The organism is Pseudomonas sp. NFACC42-2 (assembly GCF_900116055.1).
In the GTDB taxonomy this organism is placed as follows: domain Bacteria; phylum Pseudomonadota; class Gammaproteobacteria; order Pseudomonadales; family Pseudomonadaceae; genus Aquipseudomonas; species Aquipseudomonas marginalis.
Map to the genome: position 1 here is coordinate 42,472 of NZ_FOZO01000009.1, position 24,683 is coordinate 67,154.

Here is a 24,683-nt window from a genome sequence, read left to right on the forward strand (position 1 = left end):
TTCATCGCCAACGACAGGTTTGGCTTTATGTTTTGCAGCCAACCCACGAGAATGCCCGGCACATTCAGGCTCCAACGCTGAATAACAGATCCCGTAGGAAGGTTATGAAACTCAATAAAGCACAGGCCATCGCCCGCAGAAACCAGGAACTGGGCGGTGCCGTACTCGGCGTCAACAACTGCCACTTCACCGACCTGGACCGCAAACGCAACATCTGGTGGTTCGATCTGCCGGTGGGGCGTATTGCCGTCGGCCAGTACGAGTGGATTCACCTGTTGATGCACAACGCCGAGACCGACCAGCTGCTGCACCTGAAGGTGCCGACCGTGTTCCTGCGTGAAAAGCTCGAGGGGCTGGTGGTGCGCAACGCAGGCAAGCGCAAGCCGGAGATTACCCTGGAGCTGAGCGCGGATAAGGATTCGTTCTTGAAGGATGTGCGGCCGGCAGGTGCGGGTGTGAGCTTCGCGCAGTTCGCCGTGTAAGAACGCGGTCAAAAAAATGTGGGAGGGGGCAAGCCCCTCCCACATTTGGATCGGATTACTTTTTAAGACCGAGTTTCTTCAACTCTTCATCGCGCAATTCGCGGCGCAGGATCTTGCCCACGTTGGTGGTCGGCAACGCATCGCGGAACTCCACGGCCTTGGGCACCTTGTAGCCGGTGACGTTGGCGCGCATGTGCTCCATGACCTGCTCCTTGGTCAGGGTGGCGCCCGGCTTGACCACGATGAAGAGCTTGATGTGTTCGCCGGATTTTTCATCCGGCACACCGATGGCCGCGCACTGCAGTACGCCCGGCAGGCCCGCCAGCACGTCCTCCAGCTCGTTGGGGTACACGTTGAAACCGGAGACCAGGATCATGTCCTTCTTGCGATCGACGATGCGCATGTAGCCATCCGGCTGGATGATCGCGATGTCGCCGGTCTTCAGCCAGCCTTCGCTGTCGAGCATCTCGGCAGTGGCGTCTTCGCGCTGCCAGTAGCCCTTCATCACCTGCGGGCCCTTGACGCACAGTTCGCCGACTTCACCCAGGGCCAGCTCGACGCCGTCGTCGGTGATGACCTTGCACAGGGTCGACGGCACCGGAATGCCGATGGTACCGATCTGGATATGCTGGATCGGGTTCACCGTGGCCACCGGGCTGGTTTCGGTCATGCCATAGCCTTCGCAGATGCCGCAACCGGTCACCGCTTTCCAACGCTCGGCCGCCGCCAGTTGCAGGGCCATGCCGCCCGACAGGGTGACTTTCAGCGCGGAGAAATCCAGCTTGCGGAAGGCTTCGTTGTTGCACAGCGCCACGAACAGAGTGTTCAGGCCGACAAAGCCGCTGAACTTCCACTTCGACAGTTCCTTGACCATCGCCGGCAGGTCGCGCGGGTTGCTGATCAGGATGTTGTGGTTGCCGATCAGCATCATCGCCATGCAATGAAAGGTGAACGCATAGATGTGGTACAGCGGCAGCGGCGTGATCAGGATCTCGCAACCTTCATTGAGGTTGGAGCCCATCAGCGCCTTGCATTGCAACATGTTGGCGACCAGGTTGCGGTGGGTGAGCATCGCGCCCTTGGCCACGCCGGTGGTGCCACCGGTGTATTGCAATACGGCCACATCGCTGCTGGCCGGGCAGACTTCATTGACCGCTTGCCCCTGGCCCTTGGCGAGTACATCGTTGAACTTGATCGCCTTGGGCAAGTGATAGGCCGGGACCATTTTCTTCACGTACTTGATGACGCTGTTGATCAGCAGGCGCTTGAGCGGCGGCAGCAGGTCGGCGACTTCGGTGACGATCACATGCTTGACGGCGGTCTTGGGCACGACCTTTTCCGCCAGGTGGGCCATGTTGGCCAGGCAGACCAGCGCCTTGGCACCGGAATCATTGAATTGGTGTTCCATTTCCCGCGCGGTGTACAGCGGGTTGGTGTTGACCACGATCAGGCCGGCACGGATGGCGCCGAACACGGCGACCGGGTATTGCAGGACGTTGGGCAACTGCACGGCAATGCGATCGCCGGGCTTCAAGTCGGTATGCTGTTGCAGGTACGCGGCGAAGGCGCCGGACAGTTCGTACAATTCACCGTAGGTGATCGTCTTGCCCAGGTTGCTGAAGGCCGGTTTGTTGGCGAAGCGCTGGCAGGACTGCTTCAATACCGCCTGAATATTCGGATACTCGTCTGGATTGATTTCTGCAGCAATCCCGGCGGGGTACTTATCCTTCCAAAAGTCTTCGTGCATGGAAGCCCACTCCTCAGCGACGCGAATTCATCATCGCATTTGATGCGATTATTATTGGTGTATGTTTTTTTTTGGTGAATCTGGCGCTTTAAAGCAGGCCTAGACGTCACAAAGCGCGCCGAGAGTAGCAGCTTTGCCAAGGGCCGACTAGAGCCTAAAGAGGGCTCCGCAGTCATAATCACGACTGTCCTACAATATTTGGTCACACTTTAAACAGAAGTGAAACTCCTTGATTAAAGGCTCTGGAATAAGGCTTTCAGGACGACACACGATAAATGTGGGAGGGGGCTTGCCCCCGATAGCGGAGAAATCAGTCACCAGATATATAGACTGAACCACCGTTATCGGGGGCAAGCCCCCTCCCACATTTTTACCGCACCTCACATCAGGCGATGTCGCGTAGTTCCCTGCGCAGGATCTTCCCTACCGGCGTCATCGGTAACGAGTCGCGCAAGACAATGTGCTTGGGCACCTTGTAACCCGTGAAGTTGGTCTTGCAGTACGCCTTCAATTCCTCAAGGCTCACCCCTTCTGCACGCGCCACCACGAACAGTTTCACCGCCTCCCCCGTGCGCTCGTCCGGCACGCCGATCACCGCGCAGTTGGCCACGGCCGGATGGGCCATCACCACGTCCTCGATTTCGTTGGGGTACACATTGAAACCCGAGACGATGATCAAATCCTTCTTGCGGTCGACAATGCGCACAAACCCATCTTCGTCGATCACCGCGATGTCACCGGTCTTCAGCCAGCCTTCGGCGTCCAGGGCCTCAGCAGTGGCGGCCGGTTGCTGCCAATAGCCCTTCATCACCTGCGGGCCCTTGATGCACAACTCGCCCCGCTCGCCCAGGGGCAGCTCGGCGCCTTCGTCATCAATGACCTTCATCGCCGTGGCGGGCACCGGGATGCCCACGGTACCCAGGCGTGATTTGTTGCCGTAGGGGTTGGTACTGGCCACCGGCGAGGTTTCCGTCAGGCCATAGCCCTCGCCGATCGAGCAGCCGGTGATCTGCTCCCAGCGTTCGGCCGTGGCCTTGATCAGGGCCGTGCCACCAGAGTTGGTGAGCTTGAGGTGGGAGAAATCCAGGTTCTTGAACTCCGGGTGGTCCATCAACGCCACAAACAGCGTGTTGAGCCCCAGCAGCCCGGTAAAGCGCCACTTTTTCAGCTCCTTGATAAACCCGCCGATGTCCCTGGGGTTGGTGATCAGTACATTGTGGTTACCCGAGACCATCATGCACATGCAGTTCGCGGTGAAGGCATAGATATGGTACAGCGGCAGCGGCGCGATCATGACCTCCTGCCCTTCCTTGATCAGCGGGTGGCCGTCCTCCCCAGTCTGGGACATGCAGGCGCGCACCTGTTGCATGTTCGCCACCAAGTTGCCATGGGTGAGCATCGCGCCCTTGGCCAGGCCGGTGGTGCCGCCGGTGTATTGCAGCACGGCAATATCGTCTAGGTTCACCGGATGGCGCGTCACGCCGAGGCCCGCGCCCATGCGCAGGGCGCGCTTGAACGACACCGCACGCGGCAGGTGGTAGGCCGGGACCATCTTCTTGACCTTGTCGACCACGGTGTTGACCAGCCAGCCTCTGGCAGCGGGCATGAAGTCGCCCATCCTGGCTTCGATCAGGTAGTCGATCTCGGTGTCGGTGCACACGTCCTGCACCCGCGAACCGAACAGGTTGAGGTAGACCAGGGCACGCACGCCGGCGTCCTTGAACTGGTGGCGCATCTCGCGCGGGGTGTAGAGCGGGTTGGTGTTGACCACGATCAGCCCGGCGCGCAGTGCGCCGAACACGGCAATCGGGTAGTGCAGCACGTTGGGCATCTGTACGGCGATGCGCTCGCCGGGCTTGAGGTCGGTGTGCTGCTGCAGGTAGCCGGCGAACGCCGCACTCTGGCGCTCAAGCTCGGCGTAGGTCAGGGTGACGCCCATGTTGCTGAATGCCGGACGGTCGGCAAAGGCCTTGCACGAGCGCTCGAAGACTTCGATTACCGACTTGTAGGCCGACAGGTCGATGTCATTGGGAACGCCCGCCGCGCGTTTGTCATTCCAGAAATCAGGTTGCATTATTCTTGTCCCCTTACCTGAAGGTGTCCGGCCGCTTTTATAGAAAGCGGAGCTTGGGGGACGTTAGCAGCTATGGCCAAACAGGCAAATACAGCAAATTGCGTCATTGATTGTATGAATCTTGTCCCTGATGCGCAGGCAGATACCCCGTCGCCTGACAGATGAGCTATACACTGCAACAACGTCGATCAGACCTTGAGCAGACCTTGAGAAAGGGAACCCCATGAACCACAGCACCTTCTGGCTGACCGCGAATGACCGCAGCCGCCTGTACGTCAATCATTGGATGCCCGAAGGGCCGGCCAAGGCGGTGGTCATGCTGTCCCACGGCATGGCGGAGCACAGCGGGCGCTATGCGCGGCTGGCCGAAGCCCTGGGCAGTGCCGGCTATGGCGTGTATGCGCCGGACCAGCGTGGCCACGGCCGCACCGCCGACGAAGGTACGCTGGGCCTGTATGCCGAAAAGGACGGCTGGAACAAAGTGGTGGGCGACCTGGCCAGCCTCAACCAGCACATCGGCCAGCAGCATCCGGGGCTGCCGATCATTTTGCTCGGCCACAGCATGGGCAGCTATATCGCCCAGGCCTACCTGCTGCACCACAGCGCCAGCCTGCATGGAGCGATTCTCAGCGGTTCGAATTTCCAGCCGGTGGCGCTGTACCGCGCCGCACGGCTGATCGCTCGCGCCGAACGCCTGCGCCAGGGTGTGCGCGGGCGCAGTGCATTGATCGAGTTCCTGTCCTTCGGCTCGTTCAACAAGGCATTCAAGCCCAATCGCACCGCGTTCGACTGGCTCAGCCGTGACCCGAACGAAGTCGACAAATACATCAACGATCCACTCTGCGGCTTCCGCTGTACCAACCAACTATGGATCGATCTGCTCGGCGGCTTGCAGCAAATCAGCAAAGCGTCCAATCTCGCCCAGATCGATCCGGGCCTGCCGATCCTGGTGATGGGCGGCGAATGTGATCCGGTCAGTGAGGGCAAGCGTCTCAAAAGCCTGGCCCATGCCCTGCGTGAGGCCGGCAGCCAGCACCTGCAACTGAATATCTACCCGCAGGCACGTCACGAAGTGTTCAACGAAACCAATCGCGACGAAGTCACCGCCGATGTGCTGAGGTGGCTCGACCAGGCCCTGACCTTGCGCAGGCCGGCCCATTGCGAATAAATTTACGTTTAAAATCAGATAGTTAAATTACCGATTAGCCACAGGATGCACCTTTAGATGACCCAGGTAACCAACACCCCGTACGAAGCCCTTGAAGTCGGCCAGACCGCCAGCTACAGCAAGACCGTCGAAGAGCGTGATATCCAGCTGTTTGCCGCCATGTCCGGCGACCACAACCCGGTGCACCTGGATGCTGAATACGCCAAGGCGACCATGTTCAAGGAGCGTATCGCCCACGGTATGTTCAGCGGCGCCCTGATCAGCGCAGCCGTTGCGTGTGAACTGCCCGGGCCGGGCACTATCTATATCGGCCAGCAGATGACCTTCCAGAAGCCGGTGAAAATCGGCGATACCCTGACCGTGCGCCTGGAAATCCTCGAGAAGCTGCCGAAGTTTCGCGTACGCATTGCCACCCGTGTGTTCAACCAGCGCGATGAGCTGGTGGTGGATGGCGAGGCGGAAATTCTTGCGCCGCGCAAGCAGCAGGTCGTGACCTTGACCGAGTTGCCGCCGATCAGCATCGGCTGAGTACGGTTTTCAAGGCCAACACCCTGCAAATGTGGGAGGGGGCTTGCCCCCGATGGCGGTGTGTCAGTCATTGAAATATCGACTGATCCACCGCTATCGGGAGCAAGCCCCCTCCCACATGTCTTACACAGCAGCGCTTAGGACTGAGCGCGAGCCTGGTTACGCAGGGCTTTTACCTGGTCGTGATTGCGTTGCACGCCGTGGTACTGACGCTCAACCAGGTCACGAATGCCCAGCAGGTTGTGCTTGTTGATCTTTTCGATGGCTTCTTTGTAAGCCTTCAGTGCGTGGTCTTCGCCGCGCTCGGCTTCGTTCAGCACAGCCTCTTCGTCCTTACCGGTCAGCATCGACTTCACGTCGACCCAGCCACGGTGCAGGGCGCCGGCTACGCTGCCGGAGTCTTCCGGATCACCACCCAGGGCACGCACGGCGGTCTTCAATTCGGCAGCGGCGGTAGCGCAGTCAGCGGAGCGCTTGGCAAACAGCGCCTTGAGTTCCGGATGCTTGATGTCTTCTGCGCATTCCTTGAAGCCTTTCTGGCCGTCGATGCTGGTCTCGATCAGGTCGTTCAGTACGGAGATCGATTCTTTGTTGATATCAGTCATTTTTCAATTCCTTAGGCAGGTGAAGAAGGGTTGTCTTAATGATTGCAGCGCCCGTGCCAGTTTTTGAAAAATTACTTTTGTGTTTATTTTCAATAACTTAAAAATATTTGAACCATCTGTATGTACGTTATTTGCATGATCTGTCATTTGGCCTTCATGCAGAATGCCTGTATTTTCGAAGACCTCGCCTCACTCAACACGAAGCCCATGAATCCCGAAAAACTCGAACTGCTGATCACCCGCGAAATGCCCTTCGGCAAGTACAAGGGCCGGATCATCGCCGACCTGCCGGGCCCCTACCTGAACTGGTTCGCCCGCGAGGGCTTTCCCCACGGCGAACTGGGCGGGTTGCTGGCATTGATGCAGGAAATCGACCACAACGGCTTGTCTGAATTGTTGGAACCGCTGCGCGTTAAACACGGCAAACCCGCCCCCCGCCATTGAGAGACTCACCATGCCAAGGAATGCTGACAACGAACCTCACTGGCAGGCCATCGCCCAGCGCTATGCGCTGGAGCCCGGCCCGATCAACCTGGAGAACGGCTACTTCGGGCGTATGAGCCGCGACGTGCAGGCGCAGTACCTGGAGCACGTGGCGTTTATCAACCGCAGCAACTCGCTGTATGTGCGCCAGCGCTTCGAGCAAGGTGAAAATGTCGAGATCCGCCGCCAACTGGCGGGCCTGATCGACGTCGACCCCGAGGCAGTCGCCTTTACCCGCAACGCCACCGAAGCCTTGCAGTCGCTGATCCGCAACTACAACCGCCTGCAACCCGGCGATCAGGTGCTGATCAGCGACCTGGAATACGACACGGTCAAAGGTGCGATGCGCTGGTTGGCGGGGGTTCGCGGTGTGGAGGTGATAGAGCTGTCCCACACCCACCCGGCCAGTTTCGACAGCCTGGTGCAGACCTATCGCGATGCGTTCGCCCAATACCCGCGCCTGAAGCTCATGGCACTGACCCATGTGACCCACCGCACCGGCCTGGTGATGCCCGTAGAGGCCATCGCCAAGGCTGCGCGTGAGCATGCCATCGACGTGATCCTCGACGGCGCCCATGCACTGGGCCAGATCGAGTTCAACCTCGCCGAACTGGGCATTGCGTTCGCCGGCTTCAACCTGCACAAATGGATCGGCGCGCCGCTGACCCTGGGGTTCCTCTATATCGCCCCCGAACGCCTGGCAGATATTGATCCGGACATGGGCGAGTTCCACTACCCCGCCACCGACGTGCGTGCCCGTACGTCGTACAGCACGCCGAATTTCCCCGCGTTAATGACGTTGCCGCTGGTGTTTGAAGAACATCGCGCCATGGGCGGCGCGGCGGCCAAGGGTGCGCGGGTCAATTACCTGCGGGATTTATGGGTGAGACAGGTACGACCGTTGCCGGGGATCGAGGTGCTGACGCCGGATGATCCACGGCTGTATTGCGGGATTACGGCGTTCAAGTTCAGCAGGCGGGATCAGCAGGTGATGGTGGATCGCATGCTCAAGGACTATGGGCTGTTCACTACTACGCGCACCGGTGCGGCGTTTGGTACCTGTATCCGCGTGACACCGGGGTTGGTGACGTCGGCGGAGGACATCAATGTCCTGGTCAATGCCATTACCGAGCTAAGCAGAGACTAAAGGTGGGCCTCAGGTTTTTATCGGCAAAAAAAAGCGGTACACCGACCAAGTGCACCGCAAAAATGCCGTTAAGCACAGCAACAACGATTCGATGAATCAGATCAATCCAGCAGCGCCAGCGCCTGCGCGGTGACTTCCTGGATGCGGGCCCAGTCGCCGTTCTTGACCCACTCCGGGTCAAGCATCCAGCTACCGCCCACGCACATCACGTTTTTCAACGCCATGTAGCTTTTGATATTGGCCGGGCCGACGCCGCCGGTCGGGCAGAATTTCACTTCGCCGAACGGGCCGCCCAGGGCCTTGATCGCGGCAACGCCGCCGCTGACTTCGGCCGGGAACAGTTTGAAGCGACGGTAGCCCAGGCCGTAGCCTTCCATGATGCCGGAGGCGTTGCTGATGCCTGGCAGCAGCGGGATCGGGCTGTGTACCGAGGCTTCCAGCAGGTCACGGGTAATGCCGGGAGTGACGATAAATTGCGAACCGGCGACTTCCGCCGCTTCAAGCATGTGGCGGTCGAGTACGGTGCCGGCGCCGGTGCACAGTTCAGGCCGCTGCTCACGCAGCACCTGAATGGCCTTGAGGCCGAACTCGGAACGCAAGGTCACTTCCAATGCGGTCAAACCACCGGCTGCCAGGGCATCGGCCAGCGGCAGGATGTCCTGTTCGCGGGCGATGGTGATCACCGGCAGGATCCGCGCCTTGGCGCAGAGGCTGTCGATCAGGGCAACTTTATCCGCCATGGACACGGTCGGTTGAGGGCTTTTCATAGCGGCTGATCCTTGGCTCATGGGCACCAGTAAATCTCTAAAGTAGGTTGCAAAAACGCGCGAATCGGCATGGCAGCGACGTCGTCACTGGCCAGCGCGGCGCTCAAGGTGGTCAATTTCGAACTGCCGGAAATCGACAGCGCGGTGTAGTGGGCGGTGGCCAGCAATGCGCGACTCATGGTCAGGCGTTGGTGCGGCACGGTCGGCGCCAGCATCGGCCAGCAACGGCGGGTACCGTCGGCCTGCAGTGCAGCGGCGAGGTTCGGGCTGTTGGGAAACAGCGATGCGGTGTGGCCGTCATCGCCCATGCCCAGCACCAGCACATCAATGGCCGGCAGCTCGGCCAGCAGGCGATCGGCCTGCTCGGCAGCGTCTTCAAGGTTGGCGGCGGCGCTGTACAGGCTGAGAAACCTGGCCTTGGCCGCCGGGCCTTGCAACAGGTGCTGCTTCAACAGGCCGGCATTGCTGTCGGCGTGTTCCACCGGCACCCAGCGCTCATCGGCCAGGGTGATGGTGACCTTGGACCAGTCCAGGCCTTGCCTGGCCAGGTTCTGGAAAAACGCCACGGGGCTGCGGCCACCGGACACCACCAGGGTCGCTTCGCCACGGGCACTGATGGCCGCGCGCAGTTGTTCGGCCACGTCGTTGGCCAGGCCGTCCGCCAGCAGCACAGGCGTGCGGTACTCGTGGGCAGTCACGCCCCGAGGCAGTTTCAATTCAGATATCGCCATACCAAGACCTCCCATCCCGCGTGATCAGTGCAATCGAGCTCATCGGCCCCCAGGACCCCGCCGCATACGGCTTGGGCGCATCACCGGATTTTTTCCACCCGGCGATCAACTGGTCACACCACTTCCACGCGGCTTCGATTTCATCTTTGCGAACAAACAGGTTCTGATTGCCGCGCATCACTTCCAACAGCAAACGCTCGTAGGCATCGGGGATGCGCGCGCTGCGATAGGTATCGGAAAAATTCAGTTGCAATGGCCCGCTGCGCAGTTGCATGCCCTTGTCCAGGCCCTGCTCCTTGGTCATCACGCGCAAGGAAATACCTTCGTCCGGCTGCAGGCGGATGATCAGCTTGTTGCTGATCTGCAGGCGCTGCTCGGGAGCGAAGATATAGTGGGACGGCTCCTTGAAGTGGATGACGATCTGCGACAGCTTCTGCGGCATGCGCTTGCCGGTACGCAGGTAGAACGGCACCCCGGCCCAACGCCAGTTACGAATGTCGGCGCGCAGGGCGACGAAGGTTTCGGTGTCGCTCTGGGTGTTGGAGTTCTCTTCTTCCAGGTAACCGGGCACCGGCTTGCCGGCGCTGTAGCCGGCGATGTACTGGCCACGCACCACCTGAGTGGTAAGGCCATCCGGGCTGATCGGCGCCAGGGCCTTGAGCACCTTGACCTTCTCGTCACGGATGCTGTCGGCGGACAGGTCGGCCGGCGGGTCCATGGCGATCAGGCAAAGCAGTTGCAGCAGGTGGTTCTGGATCATGTCGCGCAACTGGCCGGCCTTGTCGAAATAGCCCCAACGGCCTTCGATGCCGACCTGCTCGGCCACGGTGATTTCCACATGGGAAATGTAGTTCTGGTTCCACTGGGTTTCGAACAGGCTGTTGGCGAAACGCAGGGCGATCAGGTTCTGGACGGTCTCTTTGCCCAGGTAGTGGTCGATACGGTAGGTGCGGTTTTCCGGGAAGAACTGCGCCACGGCGTCGTTGACCTTGCGCGAGGATTCCAGGTCCGAACCGATGGGTTTCTCCAGCACGACGCGGGTGTTTTCCGCCAGGCCGACCTTGGACAGGTTCTCGCAGATCGCACCGTACACCGCCGCAGGCGTGGCGAAGTAGGCAATCAGGCGTTGCTCGGTGCCGGCCTTTTCCGCCAGGGCCACGTAGTCATCGGCCTTCATGAAGTCGACGTGGACATAGGTCAGGCGCGCCAGGAAGCGCTGGGCGATGCTCTCGTCCAGTTCCTTGCCGACGTATTTACGCAATTCTTTTTCGATATGGGCCAGGTGTTGCTGCTCGGAACCGGCTTCCCGGGCCAGGGCCAGGATACGGGTATCGTCGTGCAGCAGCCCGGCGCCATCGAGTTGATAGAGAGCAGGAAATAACTTGCGCAGCGCCAGATCACCCAAGGCGCCAAACAGGGCAAAGGTGCAGGGTTCTACGGTTATCGAAGGCATGATGTTTGTTCTTTTATCAAGTTAAGCTACAAATACCTTTTTTCAAGGCATCACTCAAGGAAAAATGTAGTAATAACCACAACATTTTCCGGAAATACGCATTCCGAGTGGTGGTGTTCAGCTACCCTCAGTAGGATAGGCCACCGCAAAAGGCCACTCGTCGATTGGTTGCCACCCTTTATTTGCATCGTCGCCCGAAGGAAAGACTGAATGGACCGCGTGCGAAATCTTCTGGAACAGATCCGGAACCGCCTCGAAGAATTGAACAAGGCTGAGAAAAAAGTGGCCGAGGTCATCCTGCTCAACCCGCAGCAGGCGACCCGCTTCTCCATCGCAGCCCTTGCCCAGGCCGCCTCGGTCAGTGAACCGACGGTCAACCGTTTCTGCCGTTCGTTCGGCGTCAGCGGTTACCCTGAACTTAAATTGCAGTTGGCGCAAAGCCTGGCCAGTGGCGCAGCGTACGTCAGCCGCGCCGTGGAGGCCGATGATAACCCCGAGGCCTACACCCAGAAGATCTTTGGCAGCGCCATCGCCTCGCTGGACGCCGCCTGCCAGGCCCTGGACCCGGCCCTGATCAGCAAGGCCGTGGACCTGTTGATCCAGGCGCGGCAGATCCACTTCTTCGGCCTGGGCGCTTCGGCGCCCGTGGCCATGGACGCGCTGCACAAGTTTTTCCGCTTCAACCTGGCGGTCACCGCTCACGCCGACGTGCTGATGCAACGCATGATCGCCTCGGTGGCCCACACGGGCGAGCTGTTCGTGATCATTTCCTACACCGGCCGCACCCGTGAGCTGGTGGAAGTGGCGCGTATCGCCCGGGAAAACGGTGCGTCGGTGCTGGGCGTAACCGCCGAGAACTCGCCGCTGGCCAAGGCCAGCACCGTAAGCCTGAACATTCCGCTGCCCGAAGACACCGACATCTATATGCCGATGACCTCACGGATCATTCAGTTGACGGTGCTGGATGTGCTGGCCACCGGCATGACCTTGCGCCGTGGAGTGGATTTCCAGCCGCATTTGCGCAAGATCAAAGAGAGCTTGAATGACAGCCGGTATCCGGTGGGGGATGAGTTTAACTAAGCCAGCCTGTGTGCTGGCTTCACTGGCCTCATCGGGGGCAATCCCCCTCCCACAGTTTGATTTGTGAATACCTTCAAATGTGGGAGGGGCGGTGCGATGATTCGACTTGCCCCCGATGAGGCCATCAACCACACCGCTAAACCCCAGCCCGTGCCTGCAAACTGAGATGCGCCCGCTCCCCCGGCGCCAAACTGGCCCCCGCCATTGCCGACTCCACGCACACAAACCCCGACGCCTCGTTGAAGCTCACCCCCAGCAGCGGCCGGCTGCCCGGATGCCATACAACGGTGTCGGCGCTGTCGCCGGTATCAATGCACAATTCACGCTGCCAGGCGTGATCCTTGAGGTGCAGTTCACCATCGTGCTGGAACACCCGCTGGCAGCCGCCATCAACCCTTAGTTCGCCTTCCTGCTGGCACGCCTGGCGATTGAGCTGGTCGTAACCGTGCGCGCCGTCGAGCCCAGACAGCGCTATCTCATCGACGTGTCCAATACGCCAGTAAGCGTGCAAAGCATGGCTCAACTGGCACGGTAACTCGTCCTGATGCTCGGTGCTCAGGCGCAGTTCCAGGGTGTCGCCCAGGTGCGCGTGCAGGTCGACCTGCCAGTCGCACAGCTGCAATTGCCAGTGCAGGCGCACGCCGTCGTCGTCGCTGCTGCTGTCGAGCAGTTTCCAGTCGATCAACCGCGCCCAACCATGGGACGGCCATGCGTTTTCGCTCGGATGGCGGCCATACCACGGCCAGCACACCGGCACTCCGCCACGGATGGCGCCGACTTGCGGCCACTTGGCCGCACACCACAGCCAGGGTTTCTGGCCACGGGGCTGAAAGTGCAACAGTTGCGCGCCCTGGCGACTGAACACCGCCTGGCACAGCGGATGGTCGATTACCAACACGTCGCGCATCTGAAAGCGCTCCCAGGCGAACACCGGACGCTCGCGCAGGGATTTGAAAAAGCGTTGCAGCGGTTGCTCATGCATGTGCCACGGTCCCAAATATCACAGTGCCACCCAAAAAAAAGCGGATAGCCATGGCTACCCGCAAAATGCGCACAGAGAGAAGGAGCTTATCGCAACAGCGTTAGAACGTAGACTGAATTTTCAGGCCCGCCACCAGCGCGTTGTCGACTTTATCCACGCCGCCCGGTTGGACAACGTACTGCAGGTTGGGACGCACGGTCAGCCAGTTGGTGACGTGGAAACCGTAGTTGATTTCGAAGTTGTACTCGGTTTCGCGGATCGGCGAGAACAGCGGGTTGTCGTAGTCGGCCACGCCGTTGGCGGCATTCAGCAGTTCGGCGTTTTTCTTCACGTCATCGTTGACGTGCAGACGCGCAGCACCAATACCGACGTCATCTTTCGGACGCGCGTCGAATGGGCCTTTGTACACCAGCATCAACGACTGGTAGTTGTCGACCAGGTTGGTTTCCTTGTCGTGGAAGGTCGCGTTGGCGGCGATGTTCAAGCCACGGGAAGCGTCGCCGTTATGGGTGGTGAGTTGCTGCTGGGCAACGAACCAGTAGCCTTTTTTGCTGCTGCGGGTACGGTAGGCCGCACCGGTGGTAGCAGCATCGTTGCCATTGACGTCTTCACGAACGTCAGCAGCATCGGCGGCGCTCTTGTAGTAACCCACACGGTATTCGCCCGGCAGGTTATTCACCTTCGGCGACCAGACCAACTCCACCGGAATCACGGTGCCCTTGGTGCCGCTGCCGCTGAGTTTGAAGCCGTTGCCGTGCTCCAGCTGCGACGGGTTCTGGTTGTATGCACCGATTTGCGCATACAGCTCAGGCGTGATGTTGTACTTCACGCGGATCGCGGCCTGGCTGACCGGCCAGTTGTACCAGGTGTTTACATAGTTGCCGACCTGGGAGCCACAGAACGACAGGTTCTGGAAGTCGCACGGGAAGGTGTTGAAGTCTTCGCCTTCACCGAAGTAGCCGAGCTTCACGTCCAGCTTGTTGTCGAACATCTGGTGCTGAATCCAGAACTGGGTCAGACGCACCATGTGGCCACGACCGTAGACTTCCATGGACGAGCTCAGCGTGCCGGCACGCGGGTCGCCAATGCGGTCGTTGGAGATGTTCTGGCCATTACGGTTAGTCAGCTGGATCTTGGCCTGGGTGTTATCCCAGCCCCACAGCTTTTGCAGGTCCAGCGCCACGCCCAACCCGAACTGGTCGGAGTAACGGCCGGTCCTGTCGTCGTTGTAGCCGCCGCGCAGGTTGGCGCCCATTTCCCCTACGTAGTCAGCCTTGATGTCGATACCTTGCTCGATCAGCTTGGTACGCTCGCCGCCCCAATCACCGGTCATCCACTTGGAGTCGGCACTGAATGCATCGGCCGCCATCGCATTGGCGGACAGTACAAGGGCTGCTGCTGCTGACAGTTGGCAGATCAGCCGAGTGTTGTTGTGTTGCTTTTTCATCCCTACATCCTCGTCTTTATTGTTATTAAACTGTTTTTATCTAACGCGGGTTACTTTTTTCATCTAAAACAACAACTTATCTACTTCAGCGACCTTTGAATTGGGCCACGTTGTCCGCATGCCCCTGTGCGGGCAATGAAGAAGCAGTGCCGAGGCGCTCGCCCGTGTTGGCGTCGAACAGCAATACCTTGGATGGATCGAATTGCAGTGTCAGGGTCTCGCCCACCTGCGGCGCCACATCAGGCGCCAAACGGCAGCAGACCTTGGTGTCATTGAGCTGCACAAACACCAGTGTGTCCGGGCCGGTCGGCTCGGTGACCTGGACCTCGGCACGAATGCTCGATGAACCATTACCCTCACCCGCCGCCAACACGATCTGCTCCGGGCGCAGGCCCAGAATCACATCACGGTCTTCCAGGCCGGCGTCGTTCATACCCAGCGGCAATTCGCATCGCGCCTGGCCGCTGTCGAGCAGCGCCACCAACTTCCCGTCCTTGCGTTTTAGGCGCATAGGTACGAAGTTCATCGGTGGTGAACCGATAAAGCTTGCCACAAATAGGTTAGCAGGGTCGTTGTAAATTTCTTTCGGCGTGCCGAATTGTTGGATGATGCCGTCCTTCATCACCGCCACCTTATCGCCCAGGGTCATCGCTTCGATCTGGTCGTGGGTCACGTAGACGGTGGTGGTCTTGAGGCGCTGGTGCATCAGCTTCATTTCGGTACGCATCTCGACGCGTAGCTTGGCGTCGAGGTTCGACAGCGGTTCGTCGAACAGGTAGATCTTCGGCCGACGTGCCAGTGCCCGGCCCATGGCCACGCGCTGTTGCTGGCCGCCGGAGAGCTGGCCCGGCTTGCGGTTGAGCAGGTGTTCGATCTGCAGCAGCTTGGCCACGCGCGCCACTTCGGCGTCGATGTCGGCCTGGGGCATCTTGCGGATCTTGAGGCCGAACTCGATGTTCTCGCGCACGCTCATGGTCGGGTACAGCGCGTAGGACTGGAACACCATGGCGATGTCACGGTCCTTGGGGCTCATGCCGCTGACGTCCTGGTCGCCGATCATGATCGCGCCGCCGGTGATGGTCTCCAGGCCGGCGATGCAGTTCATCAGCGTGGACTTACCGCAACCCGAAGGGCCGACCAGGATCAGGAACTCCCCTTCCTTGATCGACAGTTCGATGTTCTTCAAGGTGTCGGGCAGGCCGGCGCCATAGGTCTTGTTTACATTGCGAAGTTCAAGCGTAGCCATGATTACCCCTTGACCGCGCCGGCCGTCAGGCCGCGCACGAAATACTTGCCTGCGATCACATAGACCAGCAGGGTCGGCAGCCCGGCGATCATCGCCGCCGCCATATCCACGTTATATTCCTTGGCCCCGGTGCTGGTGTTGACCAGGTTGTTCAGCGCCACCGTGATGGGCTGGGAGTCGCCACTGGAGAACACCACACCGAACAGGAAGTCGTTCCAGATCTGGGTGAACTGCCAGATCAGGCAGACCATGATGATCGGCGTGGACATCGGCAGAATGATCTGACGGAAGATGGTGAAAAAACCGGCCCCGTCCAGGCGTGCCGCCTTGATCAGCGCATCCGGGATGCTCACGTAGTAGTTACGGAAGAACAGCGTGGTGAACGCCAGGCCGTACACCACGTGCACAAACACCAGGCCGGTGGTGGTGCTGGCCAGGCCCATCTTGCCGAGGGTGAACGACGCGGGCAGCAGCACGGTCTGGAACGGCAGGAAGCAGCCGAACAACAGCAAGCCGAAGAACAGCTGCGAACCACGGAAGCGCCAGAACGACAGCACATAACCGTTCAATGCACCGATGGCGGTGGAAATCAGCACGGCCGGCACGGTGATCTTGAGCGAGTTCCAGAAGTAGCCATCCACGGTGGCCCAGGCCTTGACCCAGCCGATGCCGCTGACCACGGTCGGCCAGCTCAACAGGTTGCCGGTGCTGATGTCTTCCGGGGTCTTGAAGCTGGTGAGCAACATCACCACCAGCGGTACCAGGTACAGCAGTACAGCGAGGATCAACACCGCGTAGATCGCGATGCGGCTCAGGCTGATGGCAGGTTTGGCAGCGAGACTAGTCATTACGCTTGGTCCTCAGCTCGGAGTAGAGGTAAGGCACGATGATCGCGAGGATCGCACCGAGCATCAGGATTGCACTGGCCGAGCCCATGCCCATCTGGCCACGGCTGAAGGTGAACGAGTACATGAACATCGCGGGCAGGTCGGACGAATAGCCCGGGCCACCGGCCGTCATGGCCGCCACCAGGTCGAAGCTCTTGATCGCAATGTGCGCCAGGATCATCACCGCACTGAAGAACACCGGACGCAGGCTCGGCAGCACCACGCTCCAGTAGATGCGCGGCAGGCTCGCGCCGTCGATCTGGGCGGCACGGATGATCGACTGATCAACCCCACGCAGGCCGGCGAGGAACATCGCCATGATGAAACCGGAGGCTTGCCACACGGCGGCAATCACCAGGCAGTAGACCACGCGGTCCGGGTCGATCAGCCAGTCGAGACGGAAGCCTTCCCAGCCCCAGTCACGCAGGAGTTTGTCCAGGCCCATGCCCGGGTTGAGCAGCCATTTCCACGCGGTACCAGTGACGATCATCGAGAGCGCCATCGGGTACAGGTAAATGGTGCGGATAAAGCCTTCGCGGCGGATTTTCTGGTCGAGGAAAATCGCCAGCGTCACGCCGATCACCAGGGTGATGCCGATGAACATCCCGCCGAACAGCGCCAGGTTCTTGCTCGCCACCCACCAACGGTCGTTGTCGAACAACCGCTCGTATTGCGCAAGACCCGCCCATTTGTAGCTTGGCAGGAACGTAGAGGTGGTGAACGAGAGCACAAACGTCCACAGGATGTAGCCGTAGAAACCCACCAACACGATGAACATGCTGGGCGCCAGCACCAGTTTGGGTAGCCAGCGCTGCAGTGCATCGAACGGCGAGGCTTTGCTGAACACAGCAACAGAACTCATGGGGAAATCCAATACAGGGAAAAAGGACTACAGAAGCACGCCTTGTGAGGGGTCAGGGATCCCCCTCACAAGGTCAACCGTTACTTGGCAGACTTGATCGCAGCGCCGAGTTTCTTGGCGGTGTCGGCCGGGTCGGCTTTCGGGTCATTGATGTAGTTGGTCACGACATCGAAGAACGCACCTTGCACCGCCAGGGTGGTGGCCATGTTGTGCGCCATGCTTGGCTGCAGGCCGCCGGTCTTGGCGTCAGCCAGGAAGTCCTTGGCGGCGGTCTGGGCGCAGGAGTCGAAACCGTACGAGTCCATTTTGTTCAGCATGTCGTTGCGAACAGGGATCGAGCCCTTGTTGATGCTGAACACCTTCTGGAAGTTTTCACCCAGCACGACTTTGGCGATGTCCTGCTGGCCAGCGGCAGTGCCTTTGTCTTTCTGCTTGAACACCGCCAGGGAGTCGATGTTGTAGGTGAAGGCTTTGTCGGTGCCCGGGAAGGCTACGCACTCGTAGTCTTTGCCGGCGACTTTCTTGGCGGCGGTCCATTCCGACTTGGCCCAGTCACCCATGATCTGCATACCGGCCTTGCCGTTGATGACCTTGCCTGCTTCGAGGTTCCAGTCCTGGCCTTTGCCGTCGACGTCCATATAGGTCGCGACTTTCTTCAGCTCGGTCAGGGACTTGACCATTTCCGGGCCGGTCAGCGCAGCATTATCCAGGTCGACCAGGGCTTTCTTGTAGCCATCGGCGCCCATTACCGACAGGACCACCGCTTCGAAGACGGTGCTGTCCTGCCAAGGCTGGCCACCGTGGGCGAGCGGGATGAAGCCCGCGGCCTTGAGCTTGTCGCCGGCGGCGTAGAATTCTTCGAGGGTGGTCGGGTTCTTGGTGATACCGGCTTTCTTGAAGACTTCCGGGTTGATCCACAGCCAGTTCACGCGGTGGATGTTGACCGGTACGGCAACGTAGTCGCCGTCGTACTTCACGGTGTCGGAGACTTTCTTGTCGAGCAGGGAATCCCATTTTTCGTCTTTGGCGACGGACTTCAGGACGTCGGTGTCGAGCAGGCCGGTAGAGGCCCACTCCTGGATGTCGGGGCCTTTGATCTGGGCAACGCCTGGCGGGTTGCCGGCGACCGCGCGGCTTTTCAGCACGGTCATGGCAGTAGCGCCACCGCCACCTGCGACGGCGCCATCTTTCCAGGTGAAGCCGTCTTTCTCGACTTGGGCCTTCAGGACATCTACAGCCGCTTTTTCGCCACCCGAGGTCCACCAATGCACAACTTCAACCGTCCCTTTGGAGTCGGCGGCAAATGCACTGAGGGGAAACAACGAGGCAACGGAAATAGCTACGGCGAGGCGATTAATCGCGTTCATCTGAATACCTTTTCTTGTTGTTATGCATGCAAGTCTGGAGCTTGCGCTGCACGGAGTTTAAACATGGTTTTTTCGAGCACAGGTAACAAAGGGATGCACAAATGTCACCACTTGGTGACATAACACCCAGCGCCTAAAGCGCTGGCCATGCTCGGTGCCAGGGGCAGTGCAGGCAGCACGACCGCTTGCCAGGCATGGTACAGGTCCGGTTTACCGCCCCAGATGGTGCTGCTGGGCTGGTTGTGGGGGCTGAGTTCGTGGTGCCAGCTGCCGTGGAGGCGGTCGATGAAATGGGTGTCGCAAAACTCCCAGAAACGCCGGTACCAGGTTTCGTAATGCAGCTCACCCGTGCGTTTGAGCAAGGCCTGGGCAGCGGCGCTGGCTTCGGCGTGGGTCCAGTGCAGGCGCTCGCGCACGACCGGGCGGTGGTTCCAGTCCAGGGTGTAGACGATACCGGGGGCGCCATCCACGGCCCAGGCATAGTCGCAGGCGCTGGCGAACAGGCCCTTGGCGGCGCTCAGCAGCCAGTCCGGCGTGGCCAGCCCGGCCTGCAGGCGCGCGGCTTCCAGGTGCAGCACCAGCCGCGCCCACTCAAAGCCATGGCCAGGGGTGATGCCATACGGGCGGAAGCCATCGGCGGGGTTGTCTTCGTTGTAATCGAGCAGGGGTTTCCATTGTGCGTCGAAATGCTCGATCACCATGAACTGGTTGGCGGCGGCGTGGGTATGAATCACTCGCTCGACGATGCGCAGGGCTCGATCCAGCCAACGTGTGTCGGCGGTGACATCGGCCAGGGCCAGGAAGGCTTCGGTGGCGTGCATGTTGCTGTTGGCGCCGCGATAGGCTTCGACGCCGCTCCAGTCCCGGGCGAAGGATTCAAGCATCACGCCCTCCTCTTCGCTCCAGAAGAACTGGTCGATGATATGGATGGCGTCGTTCAGCAGATTTTGCGCACCGGGCGCGCCTGCCACCACGGCCGAGCTGGCGGCCAGGGCGACAAACGCATGCAGGTAGGCCGCCTTGCCGCTGTTGCCGTCCAGGGCCTGGGGCGCGGCGAACCAGCCACCGTGTTCGCTGTCACGCAAAGGTCCGCCCAGGGCCGCAACCCCGTGCGCCACCAATTCGGCATAACCCGGCAAGCCCATGGCATGGGCCATGGCGAAGCTGTGGGTCATGCGCGCGGTATTCATGGTTTCGGCGCGAGCATCGGCCGGCAACTGGCCTCTGTCGTCGAGGTTGCCAAAACCCTCAGGCAGACGGGAGGCCTTGGCAAAGGCCAGCAGGCGCTGCCCTTCGGCGGCGAGCCAGGCGTGATGGGCAGGTGCATTCAGCCAACTGCTGGCAGGCAGTGGTCGCGTGGTCATGGGTGGCCCTTATTATTGTTTGTGGGATGACCGGAGTCTAAACAAGGGCGAGGTGGGGGCAAGTAACGAAGGGGATGGGAAATGTCACCAGATGGTGACATTCAAGCCGCTTAGTCGGCCTGTGGCGAGCGGGCTGCCACAGGCCCGATATTACTGGCCGAGCGGCGTGACAGCCGCCGGCGCATTCAGGCGCTGATTCAGGTTCTGCACCTGGCTCTGCAAGGTGGTGATATTGCGGGTGGTCTGGATGCGGAACACGTCGAACTCCTTGTTGGTCGGCGCATCGCTGTTGGCTGGCTGGCTGTCCTGGGCGCTTTTGAGTACCACGAGATCCTGCTCAAGACGGGCGATGGCTGCGCTCGGGTTACCTTGCTTTTTCAAGGCAGCCACATCAGCGACCAATTCCTTTATCTCGGTATCGCGTTTGCCGGCATCGCCCTGCGCAGCCTTCAGGGTGGCCACTGCATCGGTCAAGGCTTGCACCTGGCCCTGCAGCTTGGCATTGGCGCTCGACAGCTCAGTGGTGCTGGCAGTCATTTGCGCCAGGCGCTTGTCCAGCTCCGTGGCCTGGCCGGCAACGCCGAGCTGCTGCTTGCCCTGCTCCAGCAACTGGGTTTCCAGCTGTTTGATCTGCAGTTTCAGTGCTTCGCTGCCGTTGTTCACATTGGCTTCACTGGCTACGACCTTGCCGGAAATGTCCTGCAGGCGCCCTGCCGCTTCTTCGCTGATGCGCGCAAAGCTTTCCTGGGTGGCAACCAACTGCTGGCCCATCAGGGAGATCTGCTGGAAGCTCCACCAGGCCAGGCCGGCGAAGGCGATCAGCAGCGCGCCGATCAATGCCCACAGCGGGCCGGTGCTGGCGCCCTTGACCTTGACCACGGGCGTGTTGCGCGAACGCACCGAGGTGGCCGGGGAAGGTTCGAAATCATCGTCATCCCCAAGATCGGCCCGCAGGCTGGGAATGTTGTCGAAATCGTCTTTGGCATCGTTACGCATGAATCAACCCTGAATCAGTGAGTTAGCCGGCTGGAAAGCCGAGCGACGGGAGTATAAACCCCAACCCCATCGCGTTGATCGACCCGGAACCTGGAATTCGGTTCCCGATGTGTTGCCTGTTGTGACCTTATTTGAACCCGGGATCCTGGGCCTTCCACCAACTGCAGAACTCGTCGAGGGCGGTCCACAGGCTGACCTTGGGCTCATAATCCAGATAATGCCTGGCCCGGCTGATGTCGAGGGTGAAATCTTTGTTCATTACCTGCATGCCCAGGCGCGATAACGCTGGCTCCGGACGACCGGGCCACATTGCGCAAAAGGCTTCGTTAAGCGCCGCCACGCTGTAGGACAAGCCGTAGGAGCGATAACGGGTCACCTGGGGCAACTCCATTTGGCGCATCACGTAATTGACCACATCCCACACCGGCACCGGCGTGCCGTTGCTGATGTTGTAGGCCTTGCCCAGGGCCGAACCGGTGGCCAGCAAACTGCTGAGCAGCGCTTCGTTGAGGTTGTGCACACTGGTGAAGTCGACCTTGTTGAGACCGTCGCCGACGATAGCCAGGCGGTTCTTGCGCTGCATCTTCAACAGGCGCGGGAAAATACTCATGTCACCGGCACCGGTGACGAACCGCGGGCGCAGGGCCAGCACCTCGAGGCCGAACTCCTGGGCGCCGAACACTTTCTGTTCGGCCAGGTACTTCGTGGCCGCATAGGGATGCTTGAAGCGCTTGGGGACTTGCTCTTCGGTCAACCCGAGGTGATCGCGCCCGTCGAAGTAGATCGACGGCGACGACAGGTGCACCAGACGGCCCACGCGTTGCTTGAGGCAGGCTTCCACAACGTTTTCAGTCACCAGCACGTTGCCTTGATGGAAGTCCTGGTACTTCCCCCACAAGCCCACGGCGCCTGCACAATGCACCACGGCTTCGACATCGCGGCACAGGTCGCGCACCAGGTCGGCGTCACTCAAGTCACCCTGGATAAACTCGGCACCGCGCCGAACCAGGTGCTCCACGCCCTCGGCGCGCCGCCCGTTGACCCGCACGTCCAGGCCCTGCTCCAGGGCGAAACGCGCAAAGCGCCCGCCGATGAAGCCGCTTGCGCCGGTGACCAGAATCTTCATGTATTACCCCGTGTCCTTTCATTTTTCATCGCTGTTGCCTTGACGACCGCCATCAGTCCAACGGCACCAACCATTGTCCACAGGCTTGGGCCAGGTGGTCGGTCAACAGGCTCAACAACTGCCCGCCGCTGCGCCAATGATGCCAGTACAACGGCACATCGATGGGCTTATCTGGCATCAACTCGACCAGCACGCCTTTTTCCAGCTGGACGCGCACCTGCAGTTCAGGCACCAGCCCCCAGCCGAGCCCGGCTTCCGCCAGGCGGATAAAGCCTTCGGACGATGGGCATAAATGGTGTTCGAAACCACCGTCCACGCCCAGAGACGCCAAATAGCGATGCTGCAGGAAATCATCCGGGCCAAACACCAGCGCCGGTGTGTGCGCCAGTTGGTCGGCACGCACACCTTCGGGGAAATGCCGTGCAACAAATGCCGGGCTGGCCAACGCCCGATAACGCATGGCGCCGAGCAACAGACTGCGGGCTCCGGCCACCGGGCGCTCGCTGGCGCAAATGCAGGCGGCCACCTCGCCGGCACGCATCCGCTTGAGCCCCACCGTCTGGTCTTCTACGACCAGATCCAGCAGCAAATGCTGCTCGGCACAAAAATCGCTCACCGCCTCGGCCCACCAAGTGGCCAGGCTGTCGGCATTCAGGGCGATGCGCAGGCGCTCAGGCATGCCTTCTTCGTCCAGCGCCGGCACCTGGCTTTGCAAGTCGCGCTCCAGCAGCCGCACCTGCTGCACATGGTTAAGCAAACGCCGACCGATATCGGTGGGCGTCGGCGGCGTAACCCGCACCAGCACCGGCTGGCCGATGCGTGCTTCCAATAACTTGATGCGCTGGGAAATCGCCGATTGCGACAGCCCCAATACCTGGGCACCGCGCTCGAAGCCGGCCTGTTCCACCACCGCCGCCAGGGCGGAAAGCAATTTATAGTCGAACATCAGTTTCTCTAATGAGCGATCAGCAATATTGGTTTTTCTTATACAGCCTGGGCCATGAGAATAGCCAGCATCGCTTCTCTCTTTATAAGGACCCTTCAGCATGGCTGGCGAAACCGCCCTGGCAACCCTTCTGCGCAGCATGAGCCCGCAGCTCAATGACGGTGACTATGTGTTCTGCACCCTGCCTGACCATCGTATCCCGGCCGGTTGCGAGGCCATCGGCAGCTTTCGCGAACAGGAAGGCCTGACCCTGATCCTGGAGCGCGGGCAGGCGGAACAGGCCGGGCTGGCATTCGACTACATCGCGGCGTGGATCACCCTGAATGTGCATTCAGCGCTGCAAGCCGTGGGCCTGACGGCCGCCTTCGCCAGCGCACTCGGCAAGGCCGGGATCAGTTGCAACGTGATCGCCGGCTACTACCACGACCACCTGTTCGTCGGCCGCGCGGATGCCGAGCGAGCCATGGACGTATTGCGGCAACTGGCAGCGACTTCGGAGTAATGGTTATGTGGCAAAGCTATTTGAACGGATTATTGGTGGCCCTGGGGTTGATCATGGCCATCGGCACGCAAAACGCATTTGTATTGGCGCAAAGCCTGCGCCGTGAACATCACCTGCCAGTGGCGGCGTTGTGCGTGGTGTGTGACGCCTTGCTCGTGGCCGCCGGGGTATTCGGCCTGGCGACGGTGCTGGCACAAAACCCGCTGCTGCTGGCAATTGCCCGCTGGGGCGGCGCCGCGTTCCTGCTGTGGTACGGCACCCTGGCGCTGCGCCGGGCGTTTTCGACACAGGGCCTGGAGCAAGGGGGCGACCTCAAGGTCCGCTCATTGCGCGCTGTATTGCTCAGTGCCCTGGCGGTCACGTTGCTCAATCCTCATGTGTACCTGGACACGGTGCTGCTGATCGGCTCGTTGGGCGCACAGCAAACCGAACCCGGCGCCTACGTGGCCGGGGCCGCCAGCGCGTCGTTGCTGTGGTTCGCCACCCTGGCGCTCGGCGCGGCCTGGTTGGCGCCGTGGCTGGCACGCCCGGCGACATGGCGCCTGTTGGACCTGTTGGTAGCAGTGATGATGTTCAGCGTGGCCTATCAATTGATCAGCGCCTGATGAATATTCCAAAACGCTCTGGAACCTCTATCCCACACAGTTGTTGCGTGGTTTTGCCGCACCCCCGGTGCTATGATCCGGACCCTGC

The 24,683-nt window shown here is 60.4% G+C and carries 24 protein-coding genes; 8 read left to right on the forward strand and 16 right to left on the reverse strand.

What is annotated here, in order from left to right; genetic code table 11:
• The first annotated feature begins 104 nt into the window (after positions 1–104).
• Positions 105–482, forward strand: coding sequence for a hypothetical protein (locus BM416_RS17700; RefSeq protein WP_027605603.1), 378 nt, complete (start codon positions 105–107; stop codon positions 480–482).
• A gap of 55 nt (positions 483–537) precedes the next feature.
• Here the strand turns inward: BM416_RS17700 and fadD1 are convergent, their stop codons facing one another.
• Together fadD1 and fadD2 are read right to left on the reverse strand one after the other, a co-directional pair.
• The gene (fadD1, locus tag BM416_RS17705) at positions 538–2,229 is read right to left on the reverse strand and encodes a long-chain-fatty-acid--CoA ligase FadD1 (RefSeq protein WP_092488910.1); all 1,692 of its coding nucleotides are present in this window, start codon (positions 2,227–2,229) and stop codon (positions 538–540) included.
• A 385-nt stretch (positions 2,230–2,614) separates the two neighbouring features.
• On the reverse strand, positions 2,615–4,303 hold the full coding sequence (gene fadD2, locus BM416_RS17710; RefSeq protein WP_092488911.1) for a long-chain-fatty-acid--CoA ligase FadD2: 1,689 nt from the start codon (positions 4,301–4,303) through the stop codon (positions 2,615–2,617).
• A 223-nt stretch (positions 4,304–4,526) separates the two neighbouring features.
• Between fadD2 and BM416_RS17715 the strand changes: the two genes are divergently transcribed.
• Positions 4,527–5,471, forward strand: coding sequence for an alpha/beta hydrolase (locus tag BM416_RS17715; RefSeq protein WP_092488912.1), 945 nt, complete (start codon positions 4,527–4,529; stop codon positions 5,469–5,471).
• Between the two features lie 57 nt (positions 5,472–5,528).
• Entirely contained in the window at positions 5,529–5,999 is a 471-nt protein-coding gene (locus BM416_RS17720; RefSeq protein ID WP_024077080.1) for a MaoC family dehydratase, read from the forward strand.
• Positions 6,000–6,136: 137 nt separating this feature from the next.
• Here BM416_RS17720 and BM416_RS17725 read toward each other — a convergent pair whose 3' ends face one another.
• Positions 6,137–6,604 carry a ferritin-like domain-containing protein gene (locus BM416_RS17725; protein ID WP_010208206.1) on the reverse strand — a complete coding sequence of 156 codons (468 nt, stop codon included), beginning with the start codon at positions 6,602–6,604 and terminating at the stop codon, positions 6,137–6,139.
• 207 nt (positions 6,605–6,811) lie between these two features.
• Between BM416_RS17725 and BM416_RS17730 the strand changes: the two genes are divergently transcribed.
• The gene (locus BM416_RS17730) at positions 6,812–7,048 is read left to right on the forward strand and encodes a DUF3820 family protein (protein WP_017139191.1); all 237 of its coding nucleotides are present in this window, start codon (positions 6,812–6,814) and stop codon (positions 7,046–7,048) included.
• Between the two features lie 10 nt (positions 7,049–7,058).
• On the forward strand, positions 7,059–8,234 hold the full coding sequence (locus BM416_RS17735; RefSeq protein ID WP_092488913.1) for an aminotransferase class V-fold PLP-dependent enzyme: 1,176 nt from the start codon (positions 7,059–7,061) through the stop codon (positions 8,232–8,234).
• 101 nt (positions 8,235–8,335) lie between these two features.
• Here BM416_RS17735 and BM416_RS17740 read toward each other — a convergent pair whose 3' ends face one another.
• From BM416_RS17740 to zwf, 3 genes are read right to left on the reverse strand one after another with little or no spacing between them, the layout of a single operon-like run.
• A complete protein-coding gene (locus BM416_RS17740; RefSeq protein WP_026067364.1) occupies positions 8,336–9,001 on the reverse strand; it encodes a bifunctional 4-hydroxy-2-oxoglutarate aldolase/2-dehydro-3-deoxy-phosphogluconate aldolase in 666 nt (221 codons plus the stop codon).
• Between the two features lie 17 nt (positions 9,002–9,018).
• Positions 9,019–9,732, reverse strand: coding sequence for a 6-phosphogluconolactonase (gene pgl / locus BM416_RS17745; RefSeq protein ID WP_092488914.1), 714 nt, complete (start codon positions 9,730–9,732; stop codon positions 9,019–9,021).
• The gene (gene zwf / locus BM416_RS17750; RefSeq protein ID WP_027605596.1) at positions 9,719–11,185 is read right to left on the reverse strand and encodes a glucose-6-phosphate dehydrogenase; all 1,467 of its coding nucleotides are present in this window, start codon (positions 11,183–11,185) and stop codon (positions 9,719–9,721) included. Before zwf ends, pgl begins: the two co-directional genes overlap by 14 nt.
• A 219-nt stretch (positions 11,186–11,404) precedes the next feature.
• Between zwf and BM416_RS17755 the strand changes: the two genes are divergently transcribed.
• Complete coding sequence (locus tag BM416_RS17755; protein ID WP_169898656.1) at positions 11,405–12,265, forward strand: MurR/RpiR family transcriptional regulator; 861 nt, start codon at positions 11,405–11,407, stop codon at positions 12,263–12,265.
• Between the two features lie 136 nt (positions 12,266–12,401).
• Here the strand turns inward: BM416_RS17755 and BM416_RS17760 are convergent, their stop codons facing one another.
• From BM416_RS17760 to BM416_RS17805, 10 genes are all read right to left on the reverse strand, one after another.
• Complete coding sequence (locus BM416_RS17760) at positions 12,402–13,247, reverse strand: D-hexose-6-phosphate mutarotase (RefSeq protein ID WP_092488915.1); 846 nt, start codon at positions 13,245–13,247, stop codon at positions 12,402–12,404.
• Positions 13,248–13,347: 100 nt separating this feature from the next.
• A complete protein-coding gene (locus BM416_RS17765) occupies positions 13,348–14,694 on the reverse strand; it encodes a carbohydrate porin (RefSeq protein WP_065925933.1) in 1,347 nt (448 codons plus the stop codon).
• A gap of 85 nt (positions 14,695–14,779) precedes the next feature.
• A complete protein-coding gene (locus BM416_RS17770) occupies positions 14,780–15,940 on the reverse strand; it encodes an ABC transporter ATP-binding protein (RefSeq protein ID WP_065939136.1) in 1,161 nt (386 codons plus the stop codon).
• Positions 15,941–15,942: 2 nt separating this feature from the next.
• Positions 15,943–16,788, reverse strand: coding sequence for a carbohydrate ABC transporter permease (locus BM416_RS17775; RefSeq protein ID WP_027605592.1), 846 nt, complete (start codon positions 16,786–16,788; stop codon positions 15,943–15,945).
• Entirely contained in the window at positions 16,781–17,689 is a 909-nt protein-coding gene (locus tag BM416_RS17780; RefSeq protein WP_003175732.1) for a carbohydrate ABC transporter permease, read from the reverse strand. Before BM416_RS17780 ends, BM416_RS17775 begins: the two co-directional genes overlap by 8 nt.
• Before the next feature lie 80 nt (positions 17,690–17,769).
• Positions 17,770–19,056: an ABC transporter substrate-binding protein gene (locus tag BM416_RS17785; protein ID WP_027605591.1), complete on the reverse strand. Its 1,287-nt coding sequence runs from the start codon at positions 19,054–19,056 to the stop codon at positions 17,770–17,772.
• Between the two features lie 104 nt (positions 19,057–19,160).
• Complete coding sequence (locus tag BM416_RS17790) at positions 19,161–20,420, reverse strand: D-mannose isomerase (protein ID WP_092488916.1); 1,260 nt, start codon at positions 20,418–20,420, stop codon at positions 19,161–19,163.
• Positions 20,421–20,570: 150 nt separating this feature from the next.
• Positions 20,571–21,416, reverse strand: coding sequence for an ATPase (locus BM416_RS17795; protein ID WP_065925930.1), 846 nt, complete (start codon positions 21,414–21,416; stop codon positions 20,571–20,573).
• A 127-nt stretch (positions 21,417–21,543) separates the two neighbouring features.
• Complete coding sequence (locus tag BM416_RS17800; RefSeq protein WP_027605588.1) at positions 21,544–22,542, reverse strand: NAD-dependent epimerase/dehydratase family protein; 999 nt, start codon at positions 22,540–22,542, stop codon at positions 21,544–21,546.
• Positions 22,543–22,594: 52 nt separating this feature from the next.
• Entirely contained in the window at positions 22,595–23,488 is an 894-nt protein-coding gene (locus BM416_RS17805; RefSeq protein WP_092488917.1) for a LysR family transcriptional regulator ArgP, read from the reverse strand.
• Between the two features lie 100 nt (positions 23,489–23,588).
• Here BM416_RS17805 and BM416_RS17810 point away from each other — a divergent pair, with 100 nt between their 5' ends.
• Both BM416_RS17810 and BM416_RS17815 read left to right on the forward strand, forming a co-directional pair.
• The gene (locus tag BM416_RS17810; protein ID WP_092488918.1) at positions 23,589–23,990 is read left to right on the forward strand and encodes an ACT domain-containing protein; all 402 of its coding nucleotides are present in this window, start codon (positions 23,589–23,591) and stop codon (positions 23,988–23,990) included.
• 5 nt (positions 23,991–23,995) lie between these two features.
• The gene (locus tag BM416_RS17815; protein WP_027605585.1) at positions 23,996–24,595 is read left to right on the forward strand and encodes a LysE/ArgO family amino acid transporter; all 600 of its coding nucleotides are present in this window, start codon (positions 23,996–23,998) and stop codon (positions 24,593–24,595) included.
• Positions 24,596–24,683: the final 88 nt, after the last annotated feature.